Below are 21,771 nucleotides of genomic sequence, written 5' to 3'. Positions count from 1 at the left end.
TTCAGCGCTTGCCGCTCTTAAGAAAAGTGAGGATATTTAAGCGAAAGAGGTAAAAGTAAGTCACGTGGATTCCGAATGGAGTCAGCGACTGGTGGTGAACGGATATTCTTTTGATGCTGTGTATATTGTATGGCAAAGTTCTTTGAGAGTGAGAGGGGGTGGTTCTTGATTTTTGTTTTTCTTTTAGTTTTTTCTACTCCTTCTAGGGCAGTCACGGAATCGGCTCTTTCGAGGATTGCGAGATGTCGAACTCACCTAGATAGTTTGCCCAGTGGCGATTTGAAGGGAGAGGATATCGAAAAGTTGGCTTCTGAGTTGGCTGGTCTGCGGGTTGGTTTTGCTAAATCAGAAGGATTGATTAGGGATAGGTATATCTCTCTGTATGAGGAAATGACGAGTCGTCTTTATGAAGATGATAATCATGCTCTTCACTTCAAAGAGGCGATTGGTTTGATCCTAAATGAGCCGAACTCCAATTTTTCGTGGTCTATAGCTCATCATGAAATATCAAGAAGTGTGTCAAAGTTAGACAATTTAAGGACGCCTGAGTCGGTTTCGGTCTTAGTTGACCTTCTTTCTGATCAGAAAGGCTGGCTTCATGTTTCTGAAGATTATAGTTATCTTCTGGAGGAACCGAATTCTCCTGGAATGCTACGCCTTTCTCGCCAAGGGAGTTATCCCGGGCAGACGTTGGAGGGGGAGTGGGAGCCTGTGGCTGCCATTGCTCTGCGAGCTTTAAACCGTATGGGGGTGGTGAATAATCCCATTTCTGAGTCGGGCCTGAGTGACTATGAGGCCAGTTATTATACACACAATTGGATCGTTCCCTGGCAGGAATGGTGGCAGGAGGTCTTGGCTGGAGAGAGGGTCTTTCAATTCGAGGGCGACCCGGTTCGCTACAATGCCGAGGGTCCGGTGGGCCCGGATTGGCAGCCCCGCAGCGTGCGTCGTCAGAAGGAGAAACAGTTGGCCGGGCTGATGGCGCGCTCTGAAGAGGGCAAGGAGCCTCCCTCCCTGGCCAATCCCTGGCTGAAAGCGGCCGTGGCACTCTTGCTTGGCGCGGTGCTTGTTTTCCTCGGGAGCCGTTTGCGGAGGGGAAGTAGCCCTCAATAATCGCGGTCGAGGAGGTAGTGGGCGATCTGGGAGAGCCGGGTCGCTTTCTTGCCAAAAGGGGCGAGGGCAGCGAGGGAGAGCTCGGTGAGGCGCTTGGCCTCGGCGCGCGATTCCGCCAGACCGAGGATGGCGGGGTAGGTGGACTTGTTCACCGCTTCGTCCTTGCCGGCGGTTTTGCCCAGCGTGGCGGTGTCGGCGGTGACGTCGAGGATGTCGTCGATGACTTGGAAGGCGAGGCCGAGATTGTAGCCAAAGTCGGTGAGGGCGAAGAGATCCTGCTCGCTCACTCCGGCGGTCATGGCTCCCAGGCGGATGGAGGTGGTCAGGAGGGCGGCGGTTTTACGCTCGTGGATGGCGATGAGTTCTTCCTGGCTGAGCAAGTTGTCCGCGCCCTCGCCCTCGAGGTCGAGGATTTGTCCCCCGATGAGGTGTTTGGAACCGGCGCAGAGGGCGAATTCCTTGAGGTAGTCGGCCATCCCGTGGGTGCGGGATGGAGGGGCTTGGGAGAGAAAATGGAAGGCCTCGGCCTGGAGGGCGTCTCCGGCGAGGACGGCCACTGCTTCGCCGAAAACGACGTGGGTGGTGGGACGGCCGCGGCGCAGATCGTCGTCATCCATCGAGGGCAGGTCGTCGTGGACCAGCGAGTAGGTGTGGAGGAGCTCGGTGGCGCAGGCGGGGAAGAGGGCGTCTTCTTCGCGCCCGCCACAGGCCTCGGCGGCGGCGAGGGTCAGGATGGGGCGCAGGCGCTTGCCCCCGGCGAAGACCGGGTAGCGCATGGCCTCGTGGATTTTGGGCGGCAACTCCTTTTCGGAGGGGAGGTGGAGGTCGAGATGGCGGTCGATGAGCTCTTTGCGCTCGTGGAGGTAGGTTTTGAAGTCGTCGCGGGGCATCTCGGGAAATACTTGGCTCTTTGGCCAAAAGAAGCAAGAGCGCGCTTCACTCGTTGACGGGCAAATCCTGCCGCAGACCGAGTTTCTTGAGCAGATAGAGGATGTCTCTGCGAATTTCCTCGTAGCTGGCGTCCTTGGCTCGCCAGCGAGCGATGAAGACGAGGTGGTGGCCGGGGGGGATGCGGTGGCCTTCTGCCACGAGAACGGCGCGGATGAGGCGCCGGATGTGGTTGCGCTCATGGGCCCGGGCGGCGGCTTTCTTGGAGGTGATGAGGGCGTAGCGCCAGTGGTCCAGCTCCGGGTAGGGGTGGGTGGCGAGCACGAGGTGCTTGCTGGAGGCTGATTTTCCCCGGGTGCGCACGGCTTGGAAGTCGGCGCGGTCGGTGAGGGTCAGTTTGCGGGGCAATTTCATCACGAAAAAAACCGGAGCGGCTCGACCGCCCCGGTTCGGAGAAAGGATCTGTCGGAGACGGAGCGACCGCCGGGTCCGTTACTTGGTGTTGTTCTGGACGGTGTGGCGCTTGTAGTGGATCTCGGCCCCCTTGGGCAGAAGGCGCTTGCGGCCCTTGCGACGACGCTTGGAGAGGATGGCGCGGCCAGCCTTGGTTGCCATGCGGGCGCGGAAGCCGTGCTGACGTTTGCGGACGCGTTTGGAGGGTTGGAAGGTGCGCTTCATGATAGTCTGTGGTTAAAAGTTGTTTGCCAGTTGGCGCCGCCCCAGGGGGCGAAAGGGGCGGAAGACTAGTCAGCGAGCGATGCCTGTCAAGACAGGAGAAACACTTGCCAAAAAATATTTCTTCCCCGCGCCCGTCTCGGCGATTAGGCTCCGCGCGATTCATGGCCTCTACAAAAACATTCACGGTTAATAACAAGCTTGGCATTCACGCCCGTCCGGCGGCGCAATTCGTCAAGATTGCCAGCCGCTTCGATTGCGATATCCGAGTCGAGAAGGATGAGGAAGAAATTGATGGAAAGAGCATTATGGGACTCATGATGTTGGCCGCAGGTCACGGTTCGCAATTGCGAGTGACGGCGGAAGGCAGCGATGAGGAGGAGGCTTTGGCCGCCCTCGAAGAGCTCGTGAACCGCAATTTCGAGGAATAAAACAAAGGGAAATTGCTTTCTGGCGACGGAGGGGCTTAATTCCCATCCGTGAAGCGCATTTGTTTATTCTTTCTGACTTTTGTCTCTTTTCTTGGCGCCGCTGAGCGTCCCAATCTGGTTTTTATTCTGGCCGATGACTTGGGCTGGGGTGAGCTGGGGTGTTACGGGCAGGAGAAGATCAAGACGCCGCATCTCGATCAACTCGCTGCCGAGGGTGCGATGTTGATGAGGCACTATGCGGGGGCCCCGGTGTGTGCGCCTTCCCGCTGCGTGTTGCTCACGGGGAAAAATCTTGCGCGGGCTGAGATCCGCAACAATGGCGACTCGGGCAATGGTCGTCCCTTTCCGGGGCAGACGCCGCTGAGTGCCGGAGCGGTGACTCTGGCCGAGGTGCTGCAAGAGGTCGGTTACCGCACGGGCGGATTTGGGAAATGGGGGCTGGGTCCCACCGATACGGAGGGCTCGCCCATGAAGCAGGGTTTTGATCGCTTTTATGGCTACAATTGTCAGCGCAATGCGCACTCGTTCTATCCGCCCTTTTTAGATGATGACGAGGGCATCGTAGTCCTCAACGAGCCCGCCATTCCCGGTCATGCCCGCAAGCCGGAGGGTGACGTCCTTGCCGATGACTACCGGGCCCAGGTCTATGCCCCCGACCGTATTCTGGAGGAGGCTCTGGCGTTCATGGACCAGCATGCCGAGGAGCCCTTCTTTCTCTACTGTCCCTTTGTGGAGCCCCATGTGGCCATGCATCCTCCGCAGGAGTGGGTGGACCAGTATCCTGCCGAGTGGGACGAGGAGAAGGGAGTTTACCGCGGGCAGAATGGCTACTTGCCTCATCCCCGGCCCCGGGCGGGCTATGCGGCCATGATTTCGGACCTCGATGAGCACGTGGGCGCGGTTTTGGCAAAGCTGGAAGAGCTGGGGCTGCGGGAGAAGACCCTGGTGGTCTTTACTTCCGACAATGGCACGACGCACGGAGGCCGCGATCCGGAGTTCGGCATCGGCGGGGTGGATTCTGCTTTCTTCAATTCCACCCGGGGTTTGCGCGGGCTCAAGGGCTCGGTCTACGAAGGCGGGCTGCGGGTCCCGGCGATCGTGCGGTGGCCTGGTAAGGTGGCGGCAGGCCTCCAGGAGTCGGCGCCCAGTTATTTCCCGGATTGGTTTCCGACCTTTTGTGCCGCAGCGGGGGTCGCTTCGCCAGCTGGGCTTGATGGGCAGAATTTGTTGCCTTTGCTGCGCGAAAAGGAATTTGCGCGCGAGCAGCCCTTGCTTTGGGAATTCCACGGCTACGGGGGACAAGTGGCGGTGATTGATGGTGCTTGGAAGGCTGTCTGGCAGGGCTTTCAACGGAAGAAGCCTGGCTCGTGGGCCTTGTATCATCTGGCTGAGGACCCGGCGGAGGCGGTGGACCTTTCCGCTGAGCATCCCGAAAAATTGCAGGAGCTGCAGGCCTTTTGGCGCGGGCAGCGCCTGAGCACCGAGCGCTACCCTGGATTGGGGGAGTGATGGCCTGTTGCAGGGTCGCCAACCCGGGCTCCCTCTGTCTAGGCTGGGGCCATGACCAAGGAGACCCTGCCGCCGGAATATGAGCACGTGATCGAGGAAGAGGTGATGTTCTACGACACCGATTGCGGGGGCGTGGTGCATAATCTGGCTTATCTGCGCATGATCGAAAAATGCCGGACCCACCTTGCCGCCCGGCTCGGTTTCGAGCTGCGAGCAATGGGTGAGACGGGAATTTTTCCCGTGGTGGTGAGCACGGAGGCGGCCTACAAGCGCCCTGGTAAGTTGGCTGACAAGCTGACCATCAGGGGCTGGCTCTCCGAGTGGGGAGCGGCCCGTTTCTGGTGTGAATTCGAGGTCCTTCGGGGCGAAGAATTGCTTGTCACTGCCCGCCAGTCCCTGGCCTTGGTGCAAATGCCCGCGGGCAAAGTGCGGCGATTGCCGCCCCACCCAAAAAGGGGAGTTGAAGGATCTTGTAAAATCGACGCCGATTAACCGTAATGTCAGGGATGCGAAAAACCCTAGGAGTTCTTGGTGTCTTGACCGCGACTTGTCTGCTGTCCAACGGGCAGGTGCGGGAAGGCCAGATCGAACAGCGTGATGAAGTGGCCACCGTGCCGGACGGATTTGTATTTGAAGAAGTGTTTTCGGTCCCCAAGGACTGGGGCAGCTGGGTGGCGCTCACTGCCCTTCCCAGCGAGGGGGAGACCGTGCGGGTGGCTGCCGCCGACCAATACGGAGACATTTATGAAGTCAGTATTGCGGGCAAAAAAGTAGCCGTCGAGCGGTTGCCGGTGGATATCCGGGGTGCCCACGGCTTGCTCTGGTTCCAGGACGCCCTCTACGTGGTGGTCAATGAGCCCGCGGGCAATGATCCGGGAGTCTATCGGGCCACCGATAGCGATGGCGACGGTTCTTTGGAAACGGTGGAGTTGCTGAAGGGTTTCCAAGCCCGGGGCGAGCACGGGGTTCACTCTCTGGTGCCATCACCTGACGGCCAGTGGCTTTACATGGTCGCGGGCAACATGTCCCAAGAGGAGGGTATCGAAAAGTCGCTGGTGCCCAAGGTCTGGGGTGAGGATCACCTTTTGCCGCGGAATCCCGATGGGCGCGGCCATGCCTCGAATGTGATGGCTCCGGCTGGGCGGGTGATGCGCTTTCATCCCGATGGCAGCAACTGGGAATACGTCAGCGTAGGTTACCGCAACCCCTTCGATGGCGCCTTCAATGAGGATGGTGAGTTTTTTGTCTACGATGCTGACATGGAATGGGACTTGGGCATGCCTTGGTATCGTCCCACCCGTCTTTGCTGGGCCCTGCCGGGTTCGGAATACGGTTGGCGCAATGGCACCGGCAAGTGGCCGGAATACTATGTGGATAGTTTGCCCTCGGTAGTGGACTTTGGTCCCGGGAGCCCGGTGGGGGTGGTTAGTGGTCGCGGAGCCAAGTTCCCGGCCAAGTATCAGCGGGCGATCTACTGCCTCGACTGGACCTTTGCCACTATTTACGCAGTCGATATCAAGTCCGAAGGGGGCGGCTACACGGGGGAGTGGGAAGAATTTCTCACGGCCAAAGCCCTTCCGCTGACGGATGCCATCGTTGGTGAGGACGGAGAGTTCTACTTCGCCACCGGTGGTCGTCGCCAGTCTTCCAAGCTCTGGCGCGTGCGCTACGAGGGCTCCGAGCCGACCAAGGATGTCTGGCAGGACGGTGAGAAACCGGCTGCTGCAGAGGCCGATCGCTGGACTCGCTTCCAAAAACGCACCGAGGCGGAATTGGCGGGGGTGGCCGCGGTCCGCGACTTGGTTGGCAAAGGGGATCACATGGACCAAATCATCGCTCTCGTTGGCTTGGCCCGCGTGGGAGAAGAGTCCGATCGGGAGACCATTGCCGAGGGTTTGCTCGGCCTGCCTTGGAGCGAGTTTTCCAAAGACGAAAAATTGGCCTGGTTGCGGGCGGCTTCTCTGTTCTTTATCCGCTTGGGTGAGCCCGGGGAGTCCGAGCGCGAGCAATTCTTGGCCTTGGTGAATGATGACTTTCCCAATGCCGATGACGAAGTGGAGGATGAGCTCTTGCGTCTCCTTTGTTACTTGCAAGCGCCCGATATCGTGCCTCGCACCCTGGCCTTGATGGCTCAGCCGGTGGAGAAGGAAGTGCCCGAGTGGGCGCGCTTGATTAGCCGCAGTCAGGGAGACTACGGCGTGACGGCCGCGCAGGTCATCCGCGAACTGGGTTCCCCCCGCTATGTTCACTTTGCCTACTGTCTACGGGTGGTGAAGGGGCCTTGGACCGAGGGTCAGCGCCGCCAGCTGATGGATTGGTATGCTCGCGAAGAGCAGGGTAAGGCGGTGGAAAGCGCCCGTCTCGGGCTTGCTCGCTTGAAGCAAGACACCCTGGCCAATGCCACCGAAGAAGAGCGGCAAATGATCGAGAGCTGGGGGCTGGAAGTGAAGCGCGACCCCTTCGAGAACCTGCCCCGGGCGGAAGGCCCCGGGCGCAACTGGACAGTGGAGGAGATTGCGGAACTGGCCAAAGACCTCTCCGGGGCCAACCGGGAGAATGGCGAGCGCATGTTCCGCGCCGCGCTCTGTGCGGCCTGCCACCGCTACGGCACCCAGGGGGGAGCCGCCGGACCCGATCTTACCAATGTCGCTGGCCGCTTCTCGGCTGAAGAGCTTGCCGTCGCCATCCTCGAGCCCAGCCGCGAGGTGTCCGATCAATACGAGTTCTCCCTCATCACCCGCCATGATGGTAGCTCGGTGGTGGGCAAGATGCTCGACGAGAGAGACGAGATCCTTGTCATCGCGGTCAATCCCTTCAATTTTGAGGAAACGATCGAAATTTCCCGCGCGGACATCAAATCCATCGAGCCCTCTCCGACCTCGCCCATGCCCGGGTCTTTGGTCAATCAGTTCAATGAGAAAGAGATGCGCGACTTCCTGGGCTATTTGCTCAAGAAGTAAGCCGCCCTCCGGGCCTGCTGCTAGAGTTCCAGCGTGAAGTCTAGTAGCAGAGCCTGCAAGCGGGTGTAAAACCGGCTGCGAATGTAGGCCCCCATCCGGTCGGGATCCACGTCCTCAGCCGTGATCTCTTCCGCTTCTTCCAACGCCGCGAGCTTCCAACGGCCTTCGAGAAAGAGGCGGGCCTGATTGAGGACGCTATACCAGGCGCTGCTCGTTTCGCGATTGAAGGAAATTTCTCCAAAAGGAAGCTCTTCCTCTGCGGACTCGACTTCTTCTTTCAAAAGACCCTTTTCCTCGGCGGCGAGCTGCTTCTGGTAGTCTTCGTAAGCCGCCTTCACCATCTCTTCCACTTCTTCGATTTCTTTTTGAAAGCGGGCCGATAGCTCGGGCGCGATGAGTTCGTCCCAGTCCTCGTCGTCCATCAGGACCCCGAAGCGCTTGGCCAGCCAATCGGGCTTTTGCCCCCGGGCATCGGCGAGGAGATGGGTGAAGAGCCGCCAATCCTCTTCCGCACTGATCTGCATGACCAGGCTTCCTTCCTTGTCGGACAAAATAGTCATTCCTCTTTTTCCAATCCGGCGTGCAGTTGAAATCCGTGCAGCTGCTGCACATAGAGTTCCGCTTTTTCTCGATTACCCGTCCAGACCACCGAGCGCTTGGCCTCGTGGACCTCGCGCATCAGCTTTTCGGCCTTTTCCCGGGAGTAGCCGAAGACCTTCTGGAAGACCTTGGTGACGTAGTCCATGAGGTTGACCGGATCGTCGTAAACAACCACCTTCCAGGGGAGGTCCAACTGCTGCCGGGAGCGGGTCTGGGAGCGGGTGCGGGGTTTGTCGACGGTGACGTTGTTCATACTTCTTCGGGAACGGGTTCGGGGGGCTCCACCCAGCGGTCGTGCTCCTTGATGAGGTCGACGAGGCGGTCCACGGCTTCGGCCTCCGGGATATTGAACTTCACCGCGGTCTTGCCCACGTAGAGGTTGATCTTGTTGGGGGCTCCGCCCACGTAGCCAAAGTCGGCATCGGCCATTTCGCCGGGGCCGTTGACGATGCAACCCATCACTGCGATACGGACGCCCTTGAGGTGGCCGGTGGCGGCCCGAATCTTTTGCGTGGTGTCCTGGAGATCGAAGAGAGTGCGGCCACAGCTGGGGCAGGCCACGTAGTCGGTCTTGAAAATGCGGGCTCCGGAAGCTTGCAAAATATTGTAGCTCAGGCGCAGGGATTGGCCGGGGGCGGATTCGCCTTGCACGAGAATGGCATCGCCGATGCCGTCACAAATGAGGGAGCCGAGGTGTTTGGCCGCCACCAGCAGGGTATCGAGGAAGTCCTTCTGATCGTCCTTGGAAGGGGTGAGCACGTCCTTGAGGAGGATGGGGTGCGGCTTTTCCAGACGGGCGGCGAGCAGGCGGAAGGCGGCGATGACGTCCATCTCGAGGCCGTCCCGAACCGTGATCACGCGGCTTTCTTCGCAGGCGTTGGCTTGGGTCATCTCCTCGTCGTTCCGAGGATCGACGGCCAGCACGGGGGCATCCTCGACCACCACTTCGGGTTGAAAGTCCCCCAGGCCGGCTAGCTTGTGCTTCACCGCTTCGAATTTCTGGCGGGAGGTGAAGACCCGCATGAGCTCGGTGCCTCCCACGGCCACGTCCCCACAAGTGACCACCTGCGATTCGCGGCGTCGATATTCGAAGGGGTTCCAGGTGGGGGGGATCTCTCTTTCCTTTTCTTGCGGGGCGTTGGTAACGGTGCGCACCAAGGCCTGGGCCACGGGAATCTCGTGGATGGCGTCTTCGGTCAGGCTGACGCGGATGGTGTCGCCGATGCCGTCGGCGAGCAGGCTGCCGATGCCGATGGCGGACTTGATGCGGCCGTCTTCCCCGTCGCCGGCCTCGGTCACTCCCAGGTGCAGGGGATAGTTCCAATCTGCACCCTCCTGATAGAGACGGGCCACGAGCAGGCGATAGGCCTCGATCATGACCTTGGGATTGGAGGCCTTCATGGAAAAGACGAAGTTGTGGTAGTCCAGCTCGCGGGCAAGGCGGGCGAATTCCAGCGCGCTCTCCACCATGCCGAGAGGCGTGTCCCCGTAGCGGTTCATGATGCGGTCGCTCAGGGAGCCGTGGTTGGTGCCGATGCGCATGGCCCGGTTCTTCTCCTTGCAAAGCTCCACCAGGGGGACGAATTGCTCGCGAATTCTCTGCAACTCGGCGGCGTATTGCTCGTCGGTGTATTCGCGCACTTCGAACTTTTTCTTGTCCGCATAGTTGCCGGGATTGACGCGCACTTTTTCGACCCACTTGGCGGCTTCGAGGGCGGCGTCAGGCTTGAAGTGGATGTCGGCGACGAGGGGCACATCCACTCCGGCGGCACGCACCTTCTCCGAGATAGGGGCGAGGAACTCGGCATACTTGCGTGTCTGCGCCGTGATGCGGACGATTTCGCAGCCGGCCTCCGCGAGGGCGAGGACTTGACCCACGCTGGCTTCCACGTCCCGGGTGTCGCTGGTGATCATGGACTGGATGCGGATGGGATTGTCGCCACCCACCCCCACGTGGCCAATCATCACCTCCCGCGATTCGCGGCGCTGGTAGTGAAACAGGTCGGGGCAATACTGCAAAAGCTCGCTCATGAGGGCCGGACTCTAAACGAATCGCGCGGGCAGACAAGACTGCCGCTGGTCGAGAGTGGGAAAAATCGTTCTCTGCCTCGCCAAATCTCCCCTTTGCTGCTTCATTGTCGGGCAAATGAAATGGTTTCTCTTCTTCTGGGTCGCTTGCTCTTCCTTGTTTGCCGCCGAACCGACCAACTTCATCCGCCTTGCGGAAGAGGAGGGGCGGGCTCTGCTGCAGACGGCGGTGACGACTTACGGAAAAGGGGAGGCTCGGGTCACTCTCGTGGGGGCCATCCATATTGCCGACGAAGCTTATTTCGCGGAAATCAATGAGGAGCTCGATCGTCATCCGGTGGTGCTCTTCGAGCTCATTGGCGGGGAGGACGCGGCCCGCTTCCTGACCGGGAAGGGTGGTGGCCAGGAGGCTCGGGTTGATGGCCGACCTGTCGCAGGTCTGCGCGGTCTCTACGGTTCCTTTGCCTCCACGATGCAGCTGGTGGAACAAATTCACCACGTAGATTATAGTAAGAGCCATTTTGTCCACGCCGACTTAACCCGCCAGGAGTATGAGAAAGTGACCGCCGGTCGGGATGACGATCTGCTCGCCTTTGCCCTGGAAAGCAACGTCAAGGCTACCGAGCTGACGGGCAAACCTTTCGGAGGGCTCAACATGAGCCTCGTCATGCGGGCCATGCTCTCGGGCGATGGCACCGGCCTGAAGCTGGAATACATGAAGCTCATGGAGCAGGGTGATGAGTCCGCAGCTGCCATCACGGGCCAGAATCTCATTATCGGCGATCGCAATGACAAGTGTTTCCAAGTGCTGGCTGAGCAGCGCAAAGCCGGGGAGGAGAAGGTGGCCATTTTTTACGGAGCGGCTCACTTGCCCGACATGGAGCGCCGTCTTCTTGCCGACGGCTTTACCCGCCGCAGCCACCGCTGGCTGACGGCTTGGGAGGTGCCCCAGCCCGAAGGCGGCGAGGAAGAGAAGCCTCGATGAGAGCGGGGCCAGGGGCGGCGCGGTTCAGTCGTAGAGGTTCTGCACCGCTTGGAGATACCGCTCCACGGGTCCCATCTGGCTGGGCTCTTCGCTTTCCAACTCGCGTTTCAGGCGTTGATAGTCAGAGAATTCGCCGGTGAGCTCGCTGGCGGAGTTGATCTGATACCAGTCCAGGTAGTCCCGGGTCCGCTCTCCGACGGCGCGCAGGGCAAGACGCTTTTCTTCCAGAAAGGCGAGGATTTCTCCCACTTCCTTCTCATCGCCCTCGGCCAGCTGCTTCACCACCCGGGCATAGCCGACCAGCATCTCCCGGTAGGAGGGGAAGCAGCGAAAGGCGAGGAGGTTGATGCGCTCGAGCATGGGCGAGAGAAGAAGACGGCGTTTTTCCTCGGGAAGGGCGAGAATATCGTGGTAGGCGACCAAGCGATAGATGCGTTCGCTGCCGTCCTCCTCTTCCAGAGTGCCTTGCAGAACCTCGCCCAGCGCTTGGTCGGTTGCTAGCACCGAGAGGGTCTCGGTGACAAAGTCCTGCGTCAGATTGGCCAATTGCAGGGCCCACCACTTGGCGAGGCCTTCTTCTGTCAAGCCAGTGGTGAAGAAGGTGTTTCGAAAAAGTAAAAAGCGGTCGCCCTCGTGGGTGGCAGCTTTTTCCAAATAGCTGAGAAAGGTGCGGGCTCCATCTTTCTGGTTGAGCATGGCCATGAGAATGGCCCCGGAGGAGACGCGGAAAGTGGTTCGTTCGGCGGCGTCCAATTGGTCCGGATCATCCAGCATCACGAGCTGTTCGATCTCCATCATCAGCCCGCGTTCAAAGAGGGATTTGTAGAGCGAGCGGTCGGCTTCATCATTGCGCCAGGCCAATCTTTCCAGCAAGCCGATGATCAGCCAGGGGGCGACGCGCACGGGTTGTTCGTCCCGCACCTGGGGGCCCAGGGCCCGATCCATGAGAAAGCATTCGATGAGCTTTTCCCGCAATTCCCCGCGATTGAGCCCTCGCGCCAAGTGGATGTTGAGCTCGATGCGGAAGCGTTGCGAGCCCTCCACTCGGCGGGGCTGCAGCACATAGCGGCGCGGGGGAGCCTGGTCTCCCGGCTGGCCAAAGAGGGTGAGGACCAGGTCGTTTTGTAGCTCGAAGTAGCTTTCGGCATTGCGGGCTTCGGGATCGCGGATGACGTAGTAGAGCTCCTCCCGCAGTTCGGTGGCGAGACTGAGCACTGCGGTGATGGCGGCGGTGTCTTCTCCAAAAACGAGAATCCGCTGGTCGGCTGAGATCACCCGGTTGCGACCCGGCACGGGTGCGGGTTCCTCCTGTCCCCAGCTCAGGGGAGTCAGCAGAAGGGCGAAGGCGAGCAAGCGGGAGAGCATGGTGAGCGGTCTTTCTTAAAAGCCGTCCAGGCCCAGATTGTCTTGTTGGGCCCGGGGCTCGAAGGTCACTTTGCCCTCCTCAATTTTCACGAGGGCTTTTCCTTCCAAAAGGCTGCGCAGGGCGGCGACCTCGGGTTCCATGACCTCGGCGAGCTCCTTGTAGCTGCTCATCACCAGCGTCAGATAGCCCTGCATCACAGGCATTTGGCCCAGGCGTCCGCCTCGCCAGTGGATGTTGCTGCTCATCTGGTTATTGTCCTCGACGAGCTGCTCGATTTCCACATTCATCGCTACCGTGTGCTTGCGATTGAAGGCTTCCCGCTCGAAAATGAGGTCCACCGAGCCCTCTTTCAGTCGCACCCAAGTGCCGTCGTAGCTGACGCCGCTGGCGAGGAGGCCTTCTTGTTGGCCCTTGATTTCGTGGGCGAGCCATTGGTTGATCTCCTCTTCGGTGAGGGTCACCTTGATGCTTTGGTCGGCGGCATTTTCCAGCACGCGCTTGAGATTGCGAGCCGGGGTCGCGGTGGGACCATCCTCATCGCGCCCCGCCAAATCCGACAAATCCTGGGGGAGAAAGGACAGGGTGATTGCGGTGAAAAGGAAGATGAGAAGGGCCAATGCGAAGAGGAGCACTGCCGATTGAAGCCGTTTGGACCGTTCCGCCATGGCAAAGGGGTAGCAGATTGCGGCGCGGCTTCAAATTCCAAATCCCTGTTGATGACCCTGAAAGTGGAAAGGTCTTTTTTCCCTTGCCCGGGGGGAGAAGCTCCGCTAGCACAGCCGCAACGTTGATGCAGGGGTGCATGGAATCCGGTGCGAATCCGGAACAGACGCGCTGCGGTAACTGGTGACAAAGTCCCATCAGCCAATTTCCAAATGATTGGAGGTGAAGGCGGGACGGCGGTTTGAGCCAGGAGTCCGAATACTTCATCCTTTCGATCTCCGTTGAGTTCCGCGAACCCCGAGGCGCGGGACGAGAGGCTCTCTCGCGACTTCAGAGAGCAAACGGGAAAGGAGCTTTTGCGGGCTCCCGTTCTCGCTCGGACCATTCTAACAACGAGAACAACTGATGAAATTGACCCTGACTTTGACGGCTTGGGCCGCCGCTTCTTCCTTGGCTTCGGCAGCGACAGTAGCAACGACCGATGACCTCCTGACCATTGTGGGAACGGGCGCCAAGCAAGCGACCTTGATCCTCGATTTTGGCGATGCCCTCGCGCCTGATACTTTCGCTTGGGGCTACCGCTGGGATGGCGAGGCTTCCGGGGCGGAGATGCTTCTGGCGGTGGCTGAGGCCGTGCCTTTTCTCTCCGTCTCCTTCTCCGGCTTCCTTTCTTCGGTCAGCTATTCCCAGGATGGGAGCACCTACACGGCGGCTAGTAGTGGGAGCGATTTCTGGGGCTACTATCTTTCTGGTGGCTTTGCGGGTGATGACGACCCGAACAATGGCCTGGTGGACACTCCGGTGGCCATCGCCGGGGGGGGAGAGAGCTTGCCCACGGACTGGGTCTTCTCCCCCAGTGGGGCGGAGGCTGTTGCTTTCGGCGATTCCGGCCGGCTCCTGAGTGATGGGGCTTGGGATGTCTGGAGCTTCGGTGCCTACCGGCCCGATTTGACCTTGGACGCTGCGGCTGCGGCCGTGCCCGAGCCCGCCAGTGGGGCTCTTCTTCTCTGGGCTGCGACGGCAGGTTTGCTCCGTCGCCGCCGCTAGCCCTCATCAAGATCGCGCCATGATTCGGCTGACTGGATTCAGCCTTTCTCTCCTTTGCTGGGTGGGTTCGGGAGCTCTACTCCCGGGCCAAGTGTCGCTGCCGCCGTCTACTGTGGCCGCAGTGGCAGAGGAAGAAGGGCTTACGGATTCCCTTGCCTTTCCAGGGAGTGGGGAGAGCTTCGGGCGGGAAGAGTTGCAAGACTCCCGTTCGGATTCGGTGCTCTCCTTCCTCTCTGCGCAGGCGGGTGTTCCCTTTCTTTCTGTCTACGGGAATTCCCGTAGTGGGTCTCCCGTTATGCGGGGCTTTGGGGATGGCTCTTTGCGCAAGACTCTGATTTTGCTCGATGGCTTGCCGCTCAATCGGCCGGACTTGTCTTCCCCGGAGTGGGGGCGTGTGCCATTGGAAAGTCTCGAGTCGGTGAGTGTCTTGCGCGGAAGCCGCACGGTGCGTTATGGCAGCGCGGCCCTCGCGGGGGTGATTGCCCTGCAAACCGAGGCCGGGCCCGTCGAGCGGGGAGGCGAGCTTTCGGCCTATCTGGGTAGCGAGAGCACTCGCTCGGGCGCGTTGTCCCTGCAAGCGCCTCTCGCGGAGGGTGCCTGGACCTTCCGCGGGGAGGACTACCGGAGTGCGGGCTATCGGGACCACTCGGGACGGGAGGAGGGGAGCTTTTCGCTGTCTCTGCAGCATTCCTCCGGACCGGCGGTCGAAAGCCGCTTGGCTTTCAGCGCGAGCGAGGTGCGCTTTGAGAATCCAGGTGGATTGGGTTTCGACCGCTTCCAGTCCGATCCGCGACAGAGTGCGGTCTATGTGACTGGCTTTGAGGACTTGTATGTGACGGAGCGGAGGACGAGCCAGCTCGACGGGCTGTTGCGCTGGCAAGGGGCGGGGGCCTGGCAGGGGAGTGCCCGGGCCAGCGGTTCGTGGGAGGAGCGCCTCATCAACGAGGGCGGATTCTTCGCCGACAACGAGGTGGGCCAGGGGCAGGGAGAAATGGTGGGGGAGTGGAAGGGGGCTCGCCTGGAGCTAGAGGGAGGGGTGCGGTGGCGGGCGGAGCGCCTGCAGTTCCGGGGATATTCGGACCAGGAGCGGCAACTGCCCCGGCAGCGGGCGGAGCTGGCGCGGGAGTCGGCCGCGCTCTTTTTGCTGGGCCGCTACGAGTTGGGGGGGGGCTGGTCGCTGCGCGCGGGGGCGAGTGGAGAGGGCTATCAATTGCGGGCAGACTCCCGGGGCCTGGGGGCTTTCCCCAGTCCGGAGGAAACTTTTTCGGAAAAAGGCCGGGAGTTGCAGTGGGCTGCCGAGGCGGCATTGGAGTATGAGTTTGCGCCCGAGTCGTCGGCCTGGTTGCGCTACGAACGGGTTTATCGCTTCCCGCTTTTGGATGAGATCGCGGGCTATCAGGGCTTTCTGCTGGACGTTCCTTTCAATGCCGCACTGGAGCCGGAGTGGGGGCACAGTGTGGAGGCGGGGTTTTCCGCTCAATGGGGGCTTCTGCAAGGAGGGATGGCCCTTTTTGGCACTTGGCTGGAGGATGAAATCGCTTTTCAAGACAACTTGAATCGCAATCTGGCGGCGACCGCGAGGATTGGTGGCGAGCTCTTTGCTCAGTGGGAGGGCGAGCGCTGGCGGGCGGACTTGCGCTATCATTGGACGGAGGCCCGACTGCGCGAGGGGGAGTTCGCGGATCGGGAGTTGCCCCTAGTTCCCCGGCATTCTCTCTTTGGCAATCTGGCCTTTGCGCCTGCCGCTGATTGGGAGGTCTCTTTGGGGGGGCAGTTTCTCAGTTCCAGCTGGCAGGGGGATGACTTTGGCAACGAGGGGCAGCGGCTTCCGGCCCGGGCGGTCTTTCATCTCGGGGTGGATTGGCAGCTCAGCGAGGATTGCCTGCTCTATGGAAAAGTCACCAACCTGCTGGATCGCCACTACGCGAGCTATGCGGCGGCGACGCAATTTTACCCCGCGCCCGGCCGCCAGTGGCAGTGCGGACTGCGCCTTCGATTTTAATGATGAAAAGACAACTGCTATCAATTGCTTTGACCATTTCCCCGGCTCTGGCGGGGCCCTACGAGCCGCCCGCTACTCGCGAGGGCTCGACCGCTCTATCCGCCAGCGACATGCGCTTTGTGGCGTGGGCCAGCGAGGTCGTTTCCTATCAGGTGGGGGCGGAGGTCAGTGCGAGCTTCCAGACGCCGGAGAATGCCCTCGGCCCGGTGGGGGGCTACAGTTCCATCGTGACCTTGGGGCGGGGTGGTTCTATCGTGCTGGGTTTTGCGCAGCCTATTGGCGATGGTGAGGGCCCGGATTTCGCGGTTTTTGAGAATAGTTTTTCGGACACCTTCCTCGAGCTGGCTTATGTTGAGGTTTCGGTTGATGGCGTTCATTTCATGCGTTTTGCCAGCGATTCGCTCACTGCCGCTCCGGTGCCGGCCTTTGGCTCCGTGGATGCGACCAACATCACGGGCTTGGCAGGGAAATACCGCGCAGGCTACGGCACGCCTTTTGACTTGGCGGAGCTGGGCTTGGCGCAGGTCTCCTTTGTCCGCCTCGTCGATGTGGTGGGCGATGGGCTGAGCCTCGATAGCTCGGAAGATCCTATCTACGATCCCTATCCGACCACCGGATCCGCCGGATTCGATTTGGATGGGGTTGGGGTGCTGCAAGTGGCCGGTGAGGTCGCGCTGCTGGAAATCCTGGCGGCGGAAGTGGAGGAAGAGGAGTTCGTGATCAGCTGGCGCTCTCAGGCGGGCACGACCTACGCCATCATGAAAAGGGATGCGATCAGCGGGGACTGGAGTGAGGTCGCCGAGGTGACTGCCACTGGCGAGGAGACCCAAGGCCGGGTCTCCATGCAGCAGACTGCTGGCCTCTACCGCATTGCAGTCAAGTGAGCTGACTGGTCCGGGGGGCGCCTCCCCGGGGTCATCCAGCTCTCTTGGCTGGATGGCTTGGGCGATTGGTAAGAAGGGGCGTTAGCTTTTGCCCAAAAGGAGTTTGCCCGCGGCACCGGCGATCACTACGAGAAAGACGATGGCTGCGATTCCGCCGGGGAAGCTCAGGTAGCTGTCGGCTTTGGGGATGCTGCCTTGGACCGCGCCCTTGAGTTCCTCGGGGCTGACGGTAGTGGGCTTCTCCTCCTCGACGGCTTCCGACGGATCCTTGAGGTCGGCCACGGTGAGCATGGGCTGGCCTTTTTCTCCGGCAAATTCTGCCACCATGTCCGGGGTGACCGGGGAGCCTTCGTTGCCGAAGTTGTTGCGCACGTAGGTCAACACGGCGGCGATTTGCTCGTCATTGAGGGTCACGCTGGGAGGCATGACGCTGTTGAAAGTTTCTCCCTTGACCTCGATGGCACCAGTGAGGCCGCGCAACTGGATGCGAATCAGGTTCTCCGCCGGGCCTGTGACCCACTCCGAGCCCGCGAGGGGGGGGAAGGCGGCGGGGAGGCCGTTGCCATCGGCCTGGTGGCAGGTGATGCAGCCCCCGGGGGTTTCGTAGACTTGTTTGCCCATTTCCCAAACGGCGGGATCGATGCCTTCGGGTGCGCCACCGGCGGCGGCGGCATTGTCAGCAGGAGCAGGTGTGGTTTCTTCGGCCATGGCGGTTCAATAGGGTGTGAAAGAGGGATGCGCTTCTTTGGCCTCGGGGGCAAGTTGATTTTTGGGGAAAGGGGCTTCTTGCAAGGTGGCGAGATAGGCCAACAAATCGCGCATTTCTTCTCCGGTGAGGAGGGCGGGGAGAGCGGGGGGGGAGGCCGGGTCGGCTGGGGAGGAGCCATGGGCGAGGAGCTTTTGTAGGAGGCTGGTGACGGGCTGTTTGCCGACTTTGGACAAATGAGGTCCCGGGAACTCCCCTCCCGGCTGCTCGGGGCGATGGGGGTGGCAGCTGGCACATCGGACCGCTGGGTGAGTGTGGAAAATTTCCCGGCCCTGCTGGAGATCCCCCCCGTAGAGCGATCCCAGGTGGGAGGCCAGGGGGTCGTGGGCCACTGCGCGGCGGTAGTCGGCGAGGGCCTGGTGGGGTTCGTGATGGGGGCTGACCTGGGCGGCCTTGGTCATCTCCAATTCGATGGTCCGGTCCACGCTTTTACCCTGCGCCAGTTGCTGGAAGTAGTCTCGGACGAGGGGGGCGACCCCGGGGTGGGGGTGGGTGGCCAGCTGAATGGCGGCCCCTTGCCGGAGCCTGGTGTCGTCAGCGGCCAGGGCGGCGGTGAGGACGGAAAAAGACTGCTCGGGAGAGAGCTCGGTGAGTTTTTGCACGATCGCGAGATGGAGGGCGACGGGGAGAGGGCGTTCTGCCGTCAGGAGTTCGTCGATGAGGGGGCGTAGCTCTTTCTCGCTCAGTCTTGCGGCGAGATTTTCGAAGGCGAAGGTGCGGAGGAGAGGAGGGCAGCTTTCCTGCGCAAGGAGAGTCCGCCAGCGGGCCGTGCCCAGGCCTTCGGGGTTGACCTCATAGTGGGCCAGGAGGGCGAGAGCTTCTTCGACGAGGGGGCTCTCTGCCTGGAGCAGGGGGAGGAAGGAGTGTGACAAGAGGGGGAGGACCTCCGCGCGAGGCCGGGCGGGCTGGGGAGACGGAGGTTGGGTCCAGTTTTGCAAAAGGCGCAGAGCCTCCCGTCGTTGGTCCAAAGGCACGTGTTCGGTGAGGGCGAGCTCTCCCAGACGGCGGGCATTCTCCGCCGTGCCGAGATGGTAGGCGGAGTGGAGCAGGCGGTGCCAGATGGCGGGCGCGGGGTTGGCGTCTTTCTTGGCAAGGAGTTCGTCGAGCACGGCCATCAGGGCCGGGCGGGCGGATTCGATGGGGGTATCGTGAATGAGGCGGATGGCTTCCAGACGGATGGTGGGCACATGGTCGAAGAGGAAGCGGTTGACCCCGACGTGGCGGAGGCGATGGAGGGCGAGGAGGACGGCCAGTCGCATTTCGGGCAGGGCATGGCCGGAGAGGCCGAGCAGGTCGAGTTCTTGGGCGCAACCGGCCAAGCCGATGACGGCTGCTTGCAAGAGCTCGCCATCTTGTTGGTCGGCGGCATGCAGGGCCAGGGTGAGGAGGGGTTGCAGGGCCTCCGCTACGCGCAGTCGCCCCAAGGAGAGGGCTGCCTGGAAGCTCACTCGGTCCGAGGGATCGGAGAGGGCTGCGATGAGGCGGGCGGGATCGCTGGGAGGGGCTTCTCCGAGGGCCCGGGCGGCCTGCGCCCGTAGCTCCGGGTCGGGGCTGCTGAGGAGGCCGAGCAGGGCGGCGGTGGCGTAGGGGTCGTCATTTCTGCGGGCCAGCATCGCTAGGCCCCAGGTGGCGTGCAGGCGGGCCAGCGGGGTGTTGTCCGCGCGCAGAGGGTCGTTATTTTCCAGAGCCGGGAGCAGGAGATTCTCCGGCGGCAGATCTAGCAAGCGATCGCGCAGGTGGAGCTGTTGGTAGAAGGTCGCCAGGGCCTGGGGATGGTCGGCGAGGGCGATCTGGGCGTGCAGGCGCACCCGTTGGTCGCGGTGGCCCAGCAGCCCGGCCAGCTCGGCGGCCTCGCGGTGGTGAAAACCGGCGGCGAGGAGGGTGGCCACTTCTGCGGCCTCCTCGCCTTCGCCAATCTCCGGCGCGCTCATCACCAGCAGGCGGTGGTTGCGGGTGGCGGCCTCGGTCAAAAGTAACTCGCCAGCGGGAGAAAAGGCGAGGGCGGTGATGCGCCGGCCCCAGAGAAACTGGCGGGCATCCATCATGCGGTAGCTGCAGCGGTAGCGCTCCATGGCAAAGGTCCACAGGCCCGATTGTTCATCGCTGCCGGTGTCTTGGGTCAGGAGGAAGCGGCCCCGGGCGAGGCCACCCAAGGCCGTGCCGGGCTGGAAAAGCAAATCCACGGCCGGTGCGGGCCGGGGTTCTGCCTCCGGGGGAGAGAGGCGGCTGGAGTCCCCACCAGCGAAAAGGGGGATGAGCTGGAGTTCCCCGGTTGCGGGTTGGCGAACGACGGTGAAGGGATCGCCCTGCTCATTGAAGGCGATTTTGCCGGGATTTTGCAGTCCGCTATGGTAGACCTCGAAGCCGCTGCCCTCGGGCTCGCAGCGGAAGGCCACTCCCTGATCGGGAAAGCGGTAGCTCACCCCCTCCTGGCTGCTAAAGGTGAGGCCTTCTCCATCGGTGACTCCGTAGAGTCGGCCATCAGGCCCCAAGGTGAGGGCCACGGGGTGGAATCCCTCTCCCAGCACCACTTCTTCCTCGCTGCCTAGAGTGCCATCGCCATTCAAATCGGAAGCGGCAACGAGCGAGCGGCCCCGTGCGAAGTAGCTCACCCCCTGGTAATCCAGCAGGGTGGGGGAGGCGGCCGCGCCAGGGGAAGCGCGTTCTTGTGGAGCCAGGGTGGTGCCGACTGGTATGCGCAGTTGGGGAAAAAGCCCACTAGGGGCGAGGGAGGTGGGGGCCGGGTCCCGCGCTTCCGCTGGATCGGAGGGCAGGGGCAGCTCTTCTGCCAGGGAGCAGAGGGGGAGGAAGGCCAGGGAGAGCAGTCCGCGCATCGTTCGTTAATCTAGCGATTCTCCGCCCGATTCCTATCGGTAAAATTTTTTGCCCAAAAAAAGCCCCGCCAGCGAGGGACGGGGCTTTTTGGATTGCGAGAGATGGGGGAAAGGGCCTCCCTAGCGCTTGCGGCGCAGCAGGCCGAGAGCCCCCAAGCCGCAGAGCAAGAGGGAAGAGGGCTCGGGAACGCCGGTGAAACTGTATTCACTCACCGAAATGCCATCATAGACATTGCGGTTGCCGCCAGTGGTGCCCCCTACGGGGAGGGACTGTGAGACTCCGTGCAAGAGGGAGGCTCCGGCCAGATCCCCGAGAGTGGCGGTGCCAGTCGCGGTGAAGGCGGGTGCCGCATCGTTCAGACTGTCGAGGCTGGCGGTCACAGTGTAGCTGCCCGCGCCAGTGTGGGTGTAGTCCACCGCCAGGGTCCAGGTGTGGCCGTTGTAGAGACTCGCACTGCCGAGGCTTACTGTAGTCAGGCCAGCCCCACGCAGTTCAAGAGTGTCGGGATCGGCAGTGCCGGATGGCTCGAAGTAGAGGCCAACGGTCGAGCCTCGCAAGTCCGGAGCAGCTTGGTCTGTCTGATCGCTGAGGCCGTGAACGAAAATCCCTTCCTGCCAGTCCATGGTAATGTTGGCGATCTGGGGCGCGTCGGCAGTGGCGTCGTATTCGCCGAGGAGAGTGAAGGTGGAGGAGATGGAGGCGGTACTGCCTACCGAGTTGTCGTGGCCGACGGTCGAGTTTTGCATTCGGATGAAGCCCCCGGACGAGGTGGTCACATTGCCCGCTCCGTCCGCTTGCCACTGGTCTTGGGACAGCCAGTTGTCTTGAAAGGACAAGGGCCCTGCCGAATAGGTCGGGGCGTCGAAGCTGGTGGTGTAGGTGGCCGCGTGGCTCAGGGGGGCGATTGCGAGAAGAGAAAGGAGTGATTTTTTCATGGATTTTCCGGGTTGATTGACCGGAGAGGGGATGTCGGGGCTGCTTTCGCCCGTGCAAAAAAAAGCGGGAATTTGTTCCTCGCC

The 21,771-nt window shown here is 61.5% G+C and carries 20 protein-coding genes and 1 riboswitch; of the genes, 9 read left to right on the top strand and 11 right to left on the bottom strand.

What is annotated here, in order from left to right:
- Positions 1 to 129: 129 nt before the first annotated feature.
- Positions 130 to 1,113, top strand: a complete 984-nt coding sequence (locus JIN78_RS00275; RefSeq protein ID WP_200389914.1) for a hypothetical protein — start codon at positions 130 to 132, stop codon at positions 1,111 to 1,113.
- Here JIN78_RS00275 and JIN78_RS00270 read toward each other — a convergent pair.
- From JIN78_RS00270 to rpmH, 3 genes are all read right to left on the bottom strand, one after another.
- On the bottom strand, positions 1,107 to 2,003 hold the full coding sequence (locus tag JIN78_RS00270; protein ID WP_200389913.1) for a polyprenyl synthetase family protein: 897 nt from the start codon (positions 2,001 to 2,003) through the stop codon (positions 1,107 to 1,109). The two genes, JIN78_RS00275 and JIN78_RS00270, sit on opposite strands and share 7 nt — an antisense overlap.
- A gap of 46 nt (positions 2,004 to 2,049) precedes the next feature.
- A complete protein-coding gene (rnpA, locus tag JIN78_RS00265) occupies positions 2,050 to 2,415 on the bottom strand; it encodes a ribonuclease P protein component (protein WP_200389912.1) in 366 nt (121 codons plus the stop codon).
- 78 nt (positions 2,416 to 2,493) lie between these two features.
- A complete protein-coding gene (gene rpmH / locus JIN78_RS00260; RefSeq protein ID WP_200389911.1) occupies positions 2,494 to 2,679 on the bottom strand; it encodes a 50S ribosomal protein L34 in 186 nt (61 codons plus the stop codon).
- 161 nt (positions 2,680 to 2,840) lie between these two features.
- On the opposite strand from rpmH, the gene JIN78_RS00255 reads away from it, so the two are divergent.
- From JIN78_RS00255 to JIN78_RS00240, 4 genes are read left to right on the top strand one after another with little or no spacing between them, the layout of a single operon-like run.
- Positions 2,841 to 3,107 (top strand): HPr family phosphocarrier protein, encoded by a 267-nt coding sequence (locus tag JIN78_RS00255; protein WP_200389910.1) that lies wholly within the window; start codon positions 2,841 to 2,843, stop codon positions 3,105 to 3,107.
- A 48-nt stretch (positions 3,108 to 3,155) separates the two neighbouring features.
- Complete coding sequence (locus tag JIN78_RS00250; RefSeq protein WP_200389909.1) at positions 3,156 to 4,616, top strand: arylsulfatase; 1,461 nt, start codon at positions 3,156 to 3,158, stop codon at positions 4,614 to 4,616.
- A 51-nt stretch (positions 4,617 to 4,667) separates the two neighbouring features.
- Positions 4,668 to 5,108: an acyl-CoA thioesterase gene (locus JIN78_RS00245; protein WP_200389908.1), complete on the top strand. Its 441-nt coding sequence runs from the start codon at positions 4,668 to 4,670 to the stop codon at positions 5,106 to 5,108.
- Between the two features lie 14 nt (positions 5,109 to 5,122).
- Positions 5,123 to 7,576, top strand: coding sequence for a c-type cytochrome (locus tag JIN78_RS00240; RefSeq protein ID WP_200389907.1), 2,454 nt, complete (start codon positions 5,123 to 5,125; stop codon positions 7,574 to 7,576).
- Between the two features lie 20 nt (positions 7,577 to 7,596).
- Here the strand turns inward: JIN78_RS00240 and JIN78_RS00235 are convergent, their stop codons facing one another.
- From JIN78_RS00235 to ispG, 3 genes are read right to left on the bottom strand one after another with little or no spacing between them, the layout of a single operon-like run.
- Entirely contained in the window at positions 7,597 to 8,136 is a 540-nt protein-coding gene (locus JIN78_RS00235; protein WP_200389906.1) for a hypothetical protein, read from the bottom strand.
- Entirely contained in the window at positions 8,133 to 8,429 is a 297-nt protein-coding gene (gene clpS, locus JIN78_RS00230) for an ATP-dependent Clp protease adapter ClpS (RefSeq protein WP_200389905.1), read from the bottom strand. Before clpS ends, JIN78_RS00235 begins: the two co-directional genes overlap by 4 nt.
- Positions 8,426 to 10,207 (bottom strand): (E)-4-hydroxy-3-methylbut-2-enyl-diphosphate synthase, encoded by a 1,782-nt coding sequence (ispG, locus tag JIN78_RS00225; RefSeq protein ID WP_200389904.1) that lies wholly within the window; start codon positions 10,205 to 10,207, stop codon positions 8,426 to 8,428. Before ispG ends, clpS begins: the two co-directional genes overlap by 4 nt.
- 115 nt (positions 10,208 to 10,322) lie before the next feature.
- Here ispG and JIN78_RS00220 point away from each other — a divergent pair, with 115 nt between their 5' ends.
- Positions 10,323 to 11,189 (top strand): hypothetical protein, encoded by an 867-nt coding sequence (locus JIN78_RS00220; protein ID WP_200389903.1) that lies wholly within the window; start codon positions 10,323 to 10,325, stop codon positions 11,187 to 11,189.
- A 24-nt stretch (positions 11,190 to 11,213) separates the two neighbouring features.
- On the opposite strand, the gene JIN78_RS00215 is transcribed toward JIN78_RS00220, so the two are convergent.
- Both JIN78_RS00215 and JIN78_RS00210 read right to left on the bottom strand, forming a co-directional pair.
- Positions 11,214 to 12,554, bottom strand: coding sequence for a hypothetical protein (locus JIN78_RS00215; protein WP_200389902.1), 1,341 nt, complete (start codon positions 12,552 to 12,554; stop codon positions 11,214 to 11,216).
- A 15-nt stretch (positions 12,555 to 12,569) separates the two neighbouring features.
- Positions 12,570 to 13,220 carry a hypothetical protein gene (locus JIN78_RS00210; protein ID WP_200389901.1) on the bottom strand — a complete coding sequence of 217 codons (651 nt, stop codon included), beginning with the start codon at positions 13,218 to 13,220 and terminating at the stop codon, positions 12,570 to 12,572.
- A gap of 139 nt (positions 13,221 to 13,359) precedes the next feature.
- Positions 13,360 to 13,480, top strand: a riboswitch (cobalamin riboswitch).
- A 143-nt stretch (positions 13,481 to 13,623) separates the two neighbouring features.
- Here JIN78_RS00210 and JIN78_RS00205 point away from each other — a divergent pair.
- From JIN78_RS00205 to JIN78_RS00195, 3 genes are read left to right on the top strand one after another with little or no spacing between them, the layout of a single operon-like run.
- Positions 13,624 to 14,265 carry a PEP-CTERM sorting domain-containing protein gene (locus tag JIN78_RS00205; RefSeq protein WP_200389900.1) on the top strand — a complete coding sequence of 214 codons (642 nt, stop codon included), beginning with the start codon at positions 13,624 to 13,626 and terminating at the stop codon, positions 14,263 to 14,265.
- Between the two features lie 19 nt (positions 14,266 to 14,284).
- Positions 14,285 to 16,267, top strand: coding sequence for a TonB-dependent receptor (locus tag JIN78_RS00200; protein WP_200389899.1), 1,983 nt, complete (start codon positions 14,285 to 14,287; stop codon positions 16,265 to 16,267).
- A gap of 2 nt (positions 16,268 to 16,269) precedes the next feature.
- Complete coding sequence (locus JIN78_RS00195; protein WP_200389898.1) at positions 16,270 to 17,151, top strand: hypothetical protein; 882 nt, start codon at positions 16,270 to 16,272, stop codon at positions 17,149 to 17,151.
- A gap of 81 nt (positions 17,152 to 17,232) precedes the next feature.
- Here JIN78_RS00195 and JIN78_RS00190 read toward each other — a convergent pair whose 3' ends face one another.
- The 3 genes from JIN78_RS00190 to JIN78_RS00180 all read right to left on the bottom strand — a co-directional run bounded on the left by JIN78_RS00190 (position 17,233) and on the right by JIN78_RS00180 (position 21,687).
- Entirely contained in the window at positions 17,233 to 17,859 is a 627-nt protein-coding gene (locus JIN78_RS00190) for a c-type cytochrome (protein ID WP_200389897.1), read from the bottom strand.
- 6 nt (positions 17,860 to 17,865) lie between these two features.
- A complete protein-coding gene (locus JIN78_RS00185) occupies positions 17,866 to 20,751 on the bottom strand; it encodes a hypothetical protein (RefSeq protein ID WP_200389896.1) in 2,886 nt (961 codons plus the stop codon).
- A gap of 120 nt (positions 20,752 to 20,871) precedes the next feature.
- Positions 20,872 to 21,687: a PEP-CTERM sorting domain-containing protein gene (locus JIN78_RS00180; protein ID WP_200389895.1), complete on the bottom strand. Its 816-nt coding sequence runs from the start codon at positions 21,685 to 21,687 to the stop codon at positions 20,872 to 20,874.
- Between the last annotated feature and the right edge of the window lie 84 nt (positions 21,688 to 21,771).

Origin of the sequence: Roseibacillus ishigakijimensis (genome assembly GCF_016595415.1) — a bacterium.
GTDB lineage: Bacteria > Verrucomicrobiota > Verrucomicrobiia > Verrucomicrobiales > Akkermansiaceae > Roseibacillus > Roseibacillus ishigakijimensis.
Note: the sequence above shows the minus strand (reverse complement) of the source record. Positions and strands in the feature narration are given on the sequence as shown.

Excerpts from the sequence above, each read along its gene's own strand:
- JIN78_RS00205 (WP_200389900.1), top strand. The coding sequence starts at position 13,624 with ATGAAATTGACCCTGACTTTGACGGCTTGGGCCGCCGCTTCTTCCTTG.
- JIN78_RS00215 (WP_200389902.1), bottom strand. The coding sequence starts at position 12,554 with ATGCTCTCCCGCTTGCTCGCCTTCGCCCTTCTGCTGACTCCCCTGAGC.
- JIN78_RS00240 (WP_200389907.1), top strand. The coding sequence starts at position 5,123 with ATGCGAAAAACCCTAGGAGTTCTTGGTGTCTTGACCGCGACTTGTCTG.
- JIN78_RS00235 (WP_200389906.1), bottom strand. The coding sequence starts at position 8,136 with ATGACTATTTTGTCCGACAAGGAAGGAAGCCTGGTCATGCAGATCAGT.
- clpS (WP_200389905.1), bottom strand. The coding sequence starts at position 8,429 with ATGAACAACGTCACCGTCGACAAACCCCGCACCCGCTCCCAGACCCGC.
- JIN78_RS00200 (WP_200389899.1), top strand. The coding sequence starts at position 14,285 with ATGATTCGGCTGACTGGATTCAGCCTTTCTCTCCTTTGCTGGGTGGGT.
- JIN78_RS00190 (WP_200389897.1), bottom strand. The coding sequence starts at position 17,859 with ATGGCCGAAGAAACCACACCTGCTCCTGCTGACAATGCCGCCGCCGCC.
- JIN78_RS00245 (WP_200389908.1), top strand. The coding sequence starts at position 4,668 with ATGACCAAGGAGACCCTGCCGCCGGAATATGAGCACGTGATCGAGGAA.
- ispG (WP_200389904.1), bottom strand. The coding sequence starts at position 10,207 with ATGAGCGAGCTTTTGCAGTATTGCCCCGACCTGTTTCACTACCAGCGC.
- JIN78_RS00185 (WP_200389896.1), bottom strand. The coding sequence starts at position 20,751 with ATGCGCGGACTGCTCTCCCTGGCCTTCCTCCCCCTCTGCTCCCTGGCA.
- JIN78_RS00255 (WP_200389910.1), top strand. The coding sequence starts at position 2,841 with ATGGCCTCTACAAAAACATTCACGGTTAATAACAAGCTTGGCATTCAC.
- JIN78_RS00275 (WP_200389914.1), top strand. The coding sequence starts at position 130 with ATGGCAAAGTTCTTTGAGAGTGAGAGGGGGTGGTTCTTGATTTTTGTT.
- rpmH (WP_200389911.1), bottom strand. The coding sequence starts at position 2,679 with ATGAAGCGCACCTTCCAACCCTCCAAACGCGTCCGCAAACGTCAGCAC.
- JIN78_RS00210 (WP_200389901.1), bottom strand. The coding sequence starts at position 13,220 with ATGGCGGAACGGTCCAAACGGCTTCAATCGGCAGTGCTCCTCTTCGCA.
- rnpA (WP_200389912.1), bottom strand. The coding sequence starts at position 2,415 with ATGAAATTGCCCCGCAAACTGACCCTCACCGACCGCGCCGACTTCCAA.
- JIN78_RS00270 (WP_200389913.1), bottom strand. The coding sequence starts at position 2,003 with ATGCCCCGCGACGACTTCAAAACCTACCTCCACGAGCGCAAAGAGCTC.
- JIN78_RS00220 (WP_200389903.1), top strand. The coding sequence starts at position 10,323 with ATGAAATGGTTTCTCTTCTTCTGGGTCGCTTGCTCTTCCTTGTTTGCC.
- JIN78_RS00195 (WP_200389898.1), top strand. The coding sequence starts at position 16,270 with ATGAAAAGACAACTGCTATCAATTGCTTTGACCATTTCCCCGGCTCTG.
- JIN78_RS00180 (WP_200389895.1), bottom strand. The coding sequence starts at position 21,687 with ATGAAAAAATCACTCCTTTCTCTTCTCGCAATCGCCCCCCTGAGCCAC.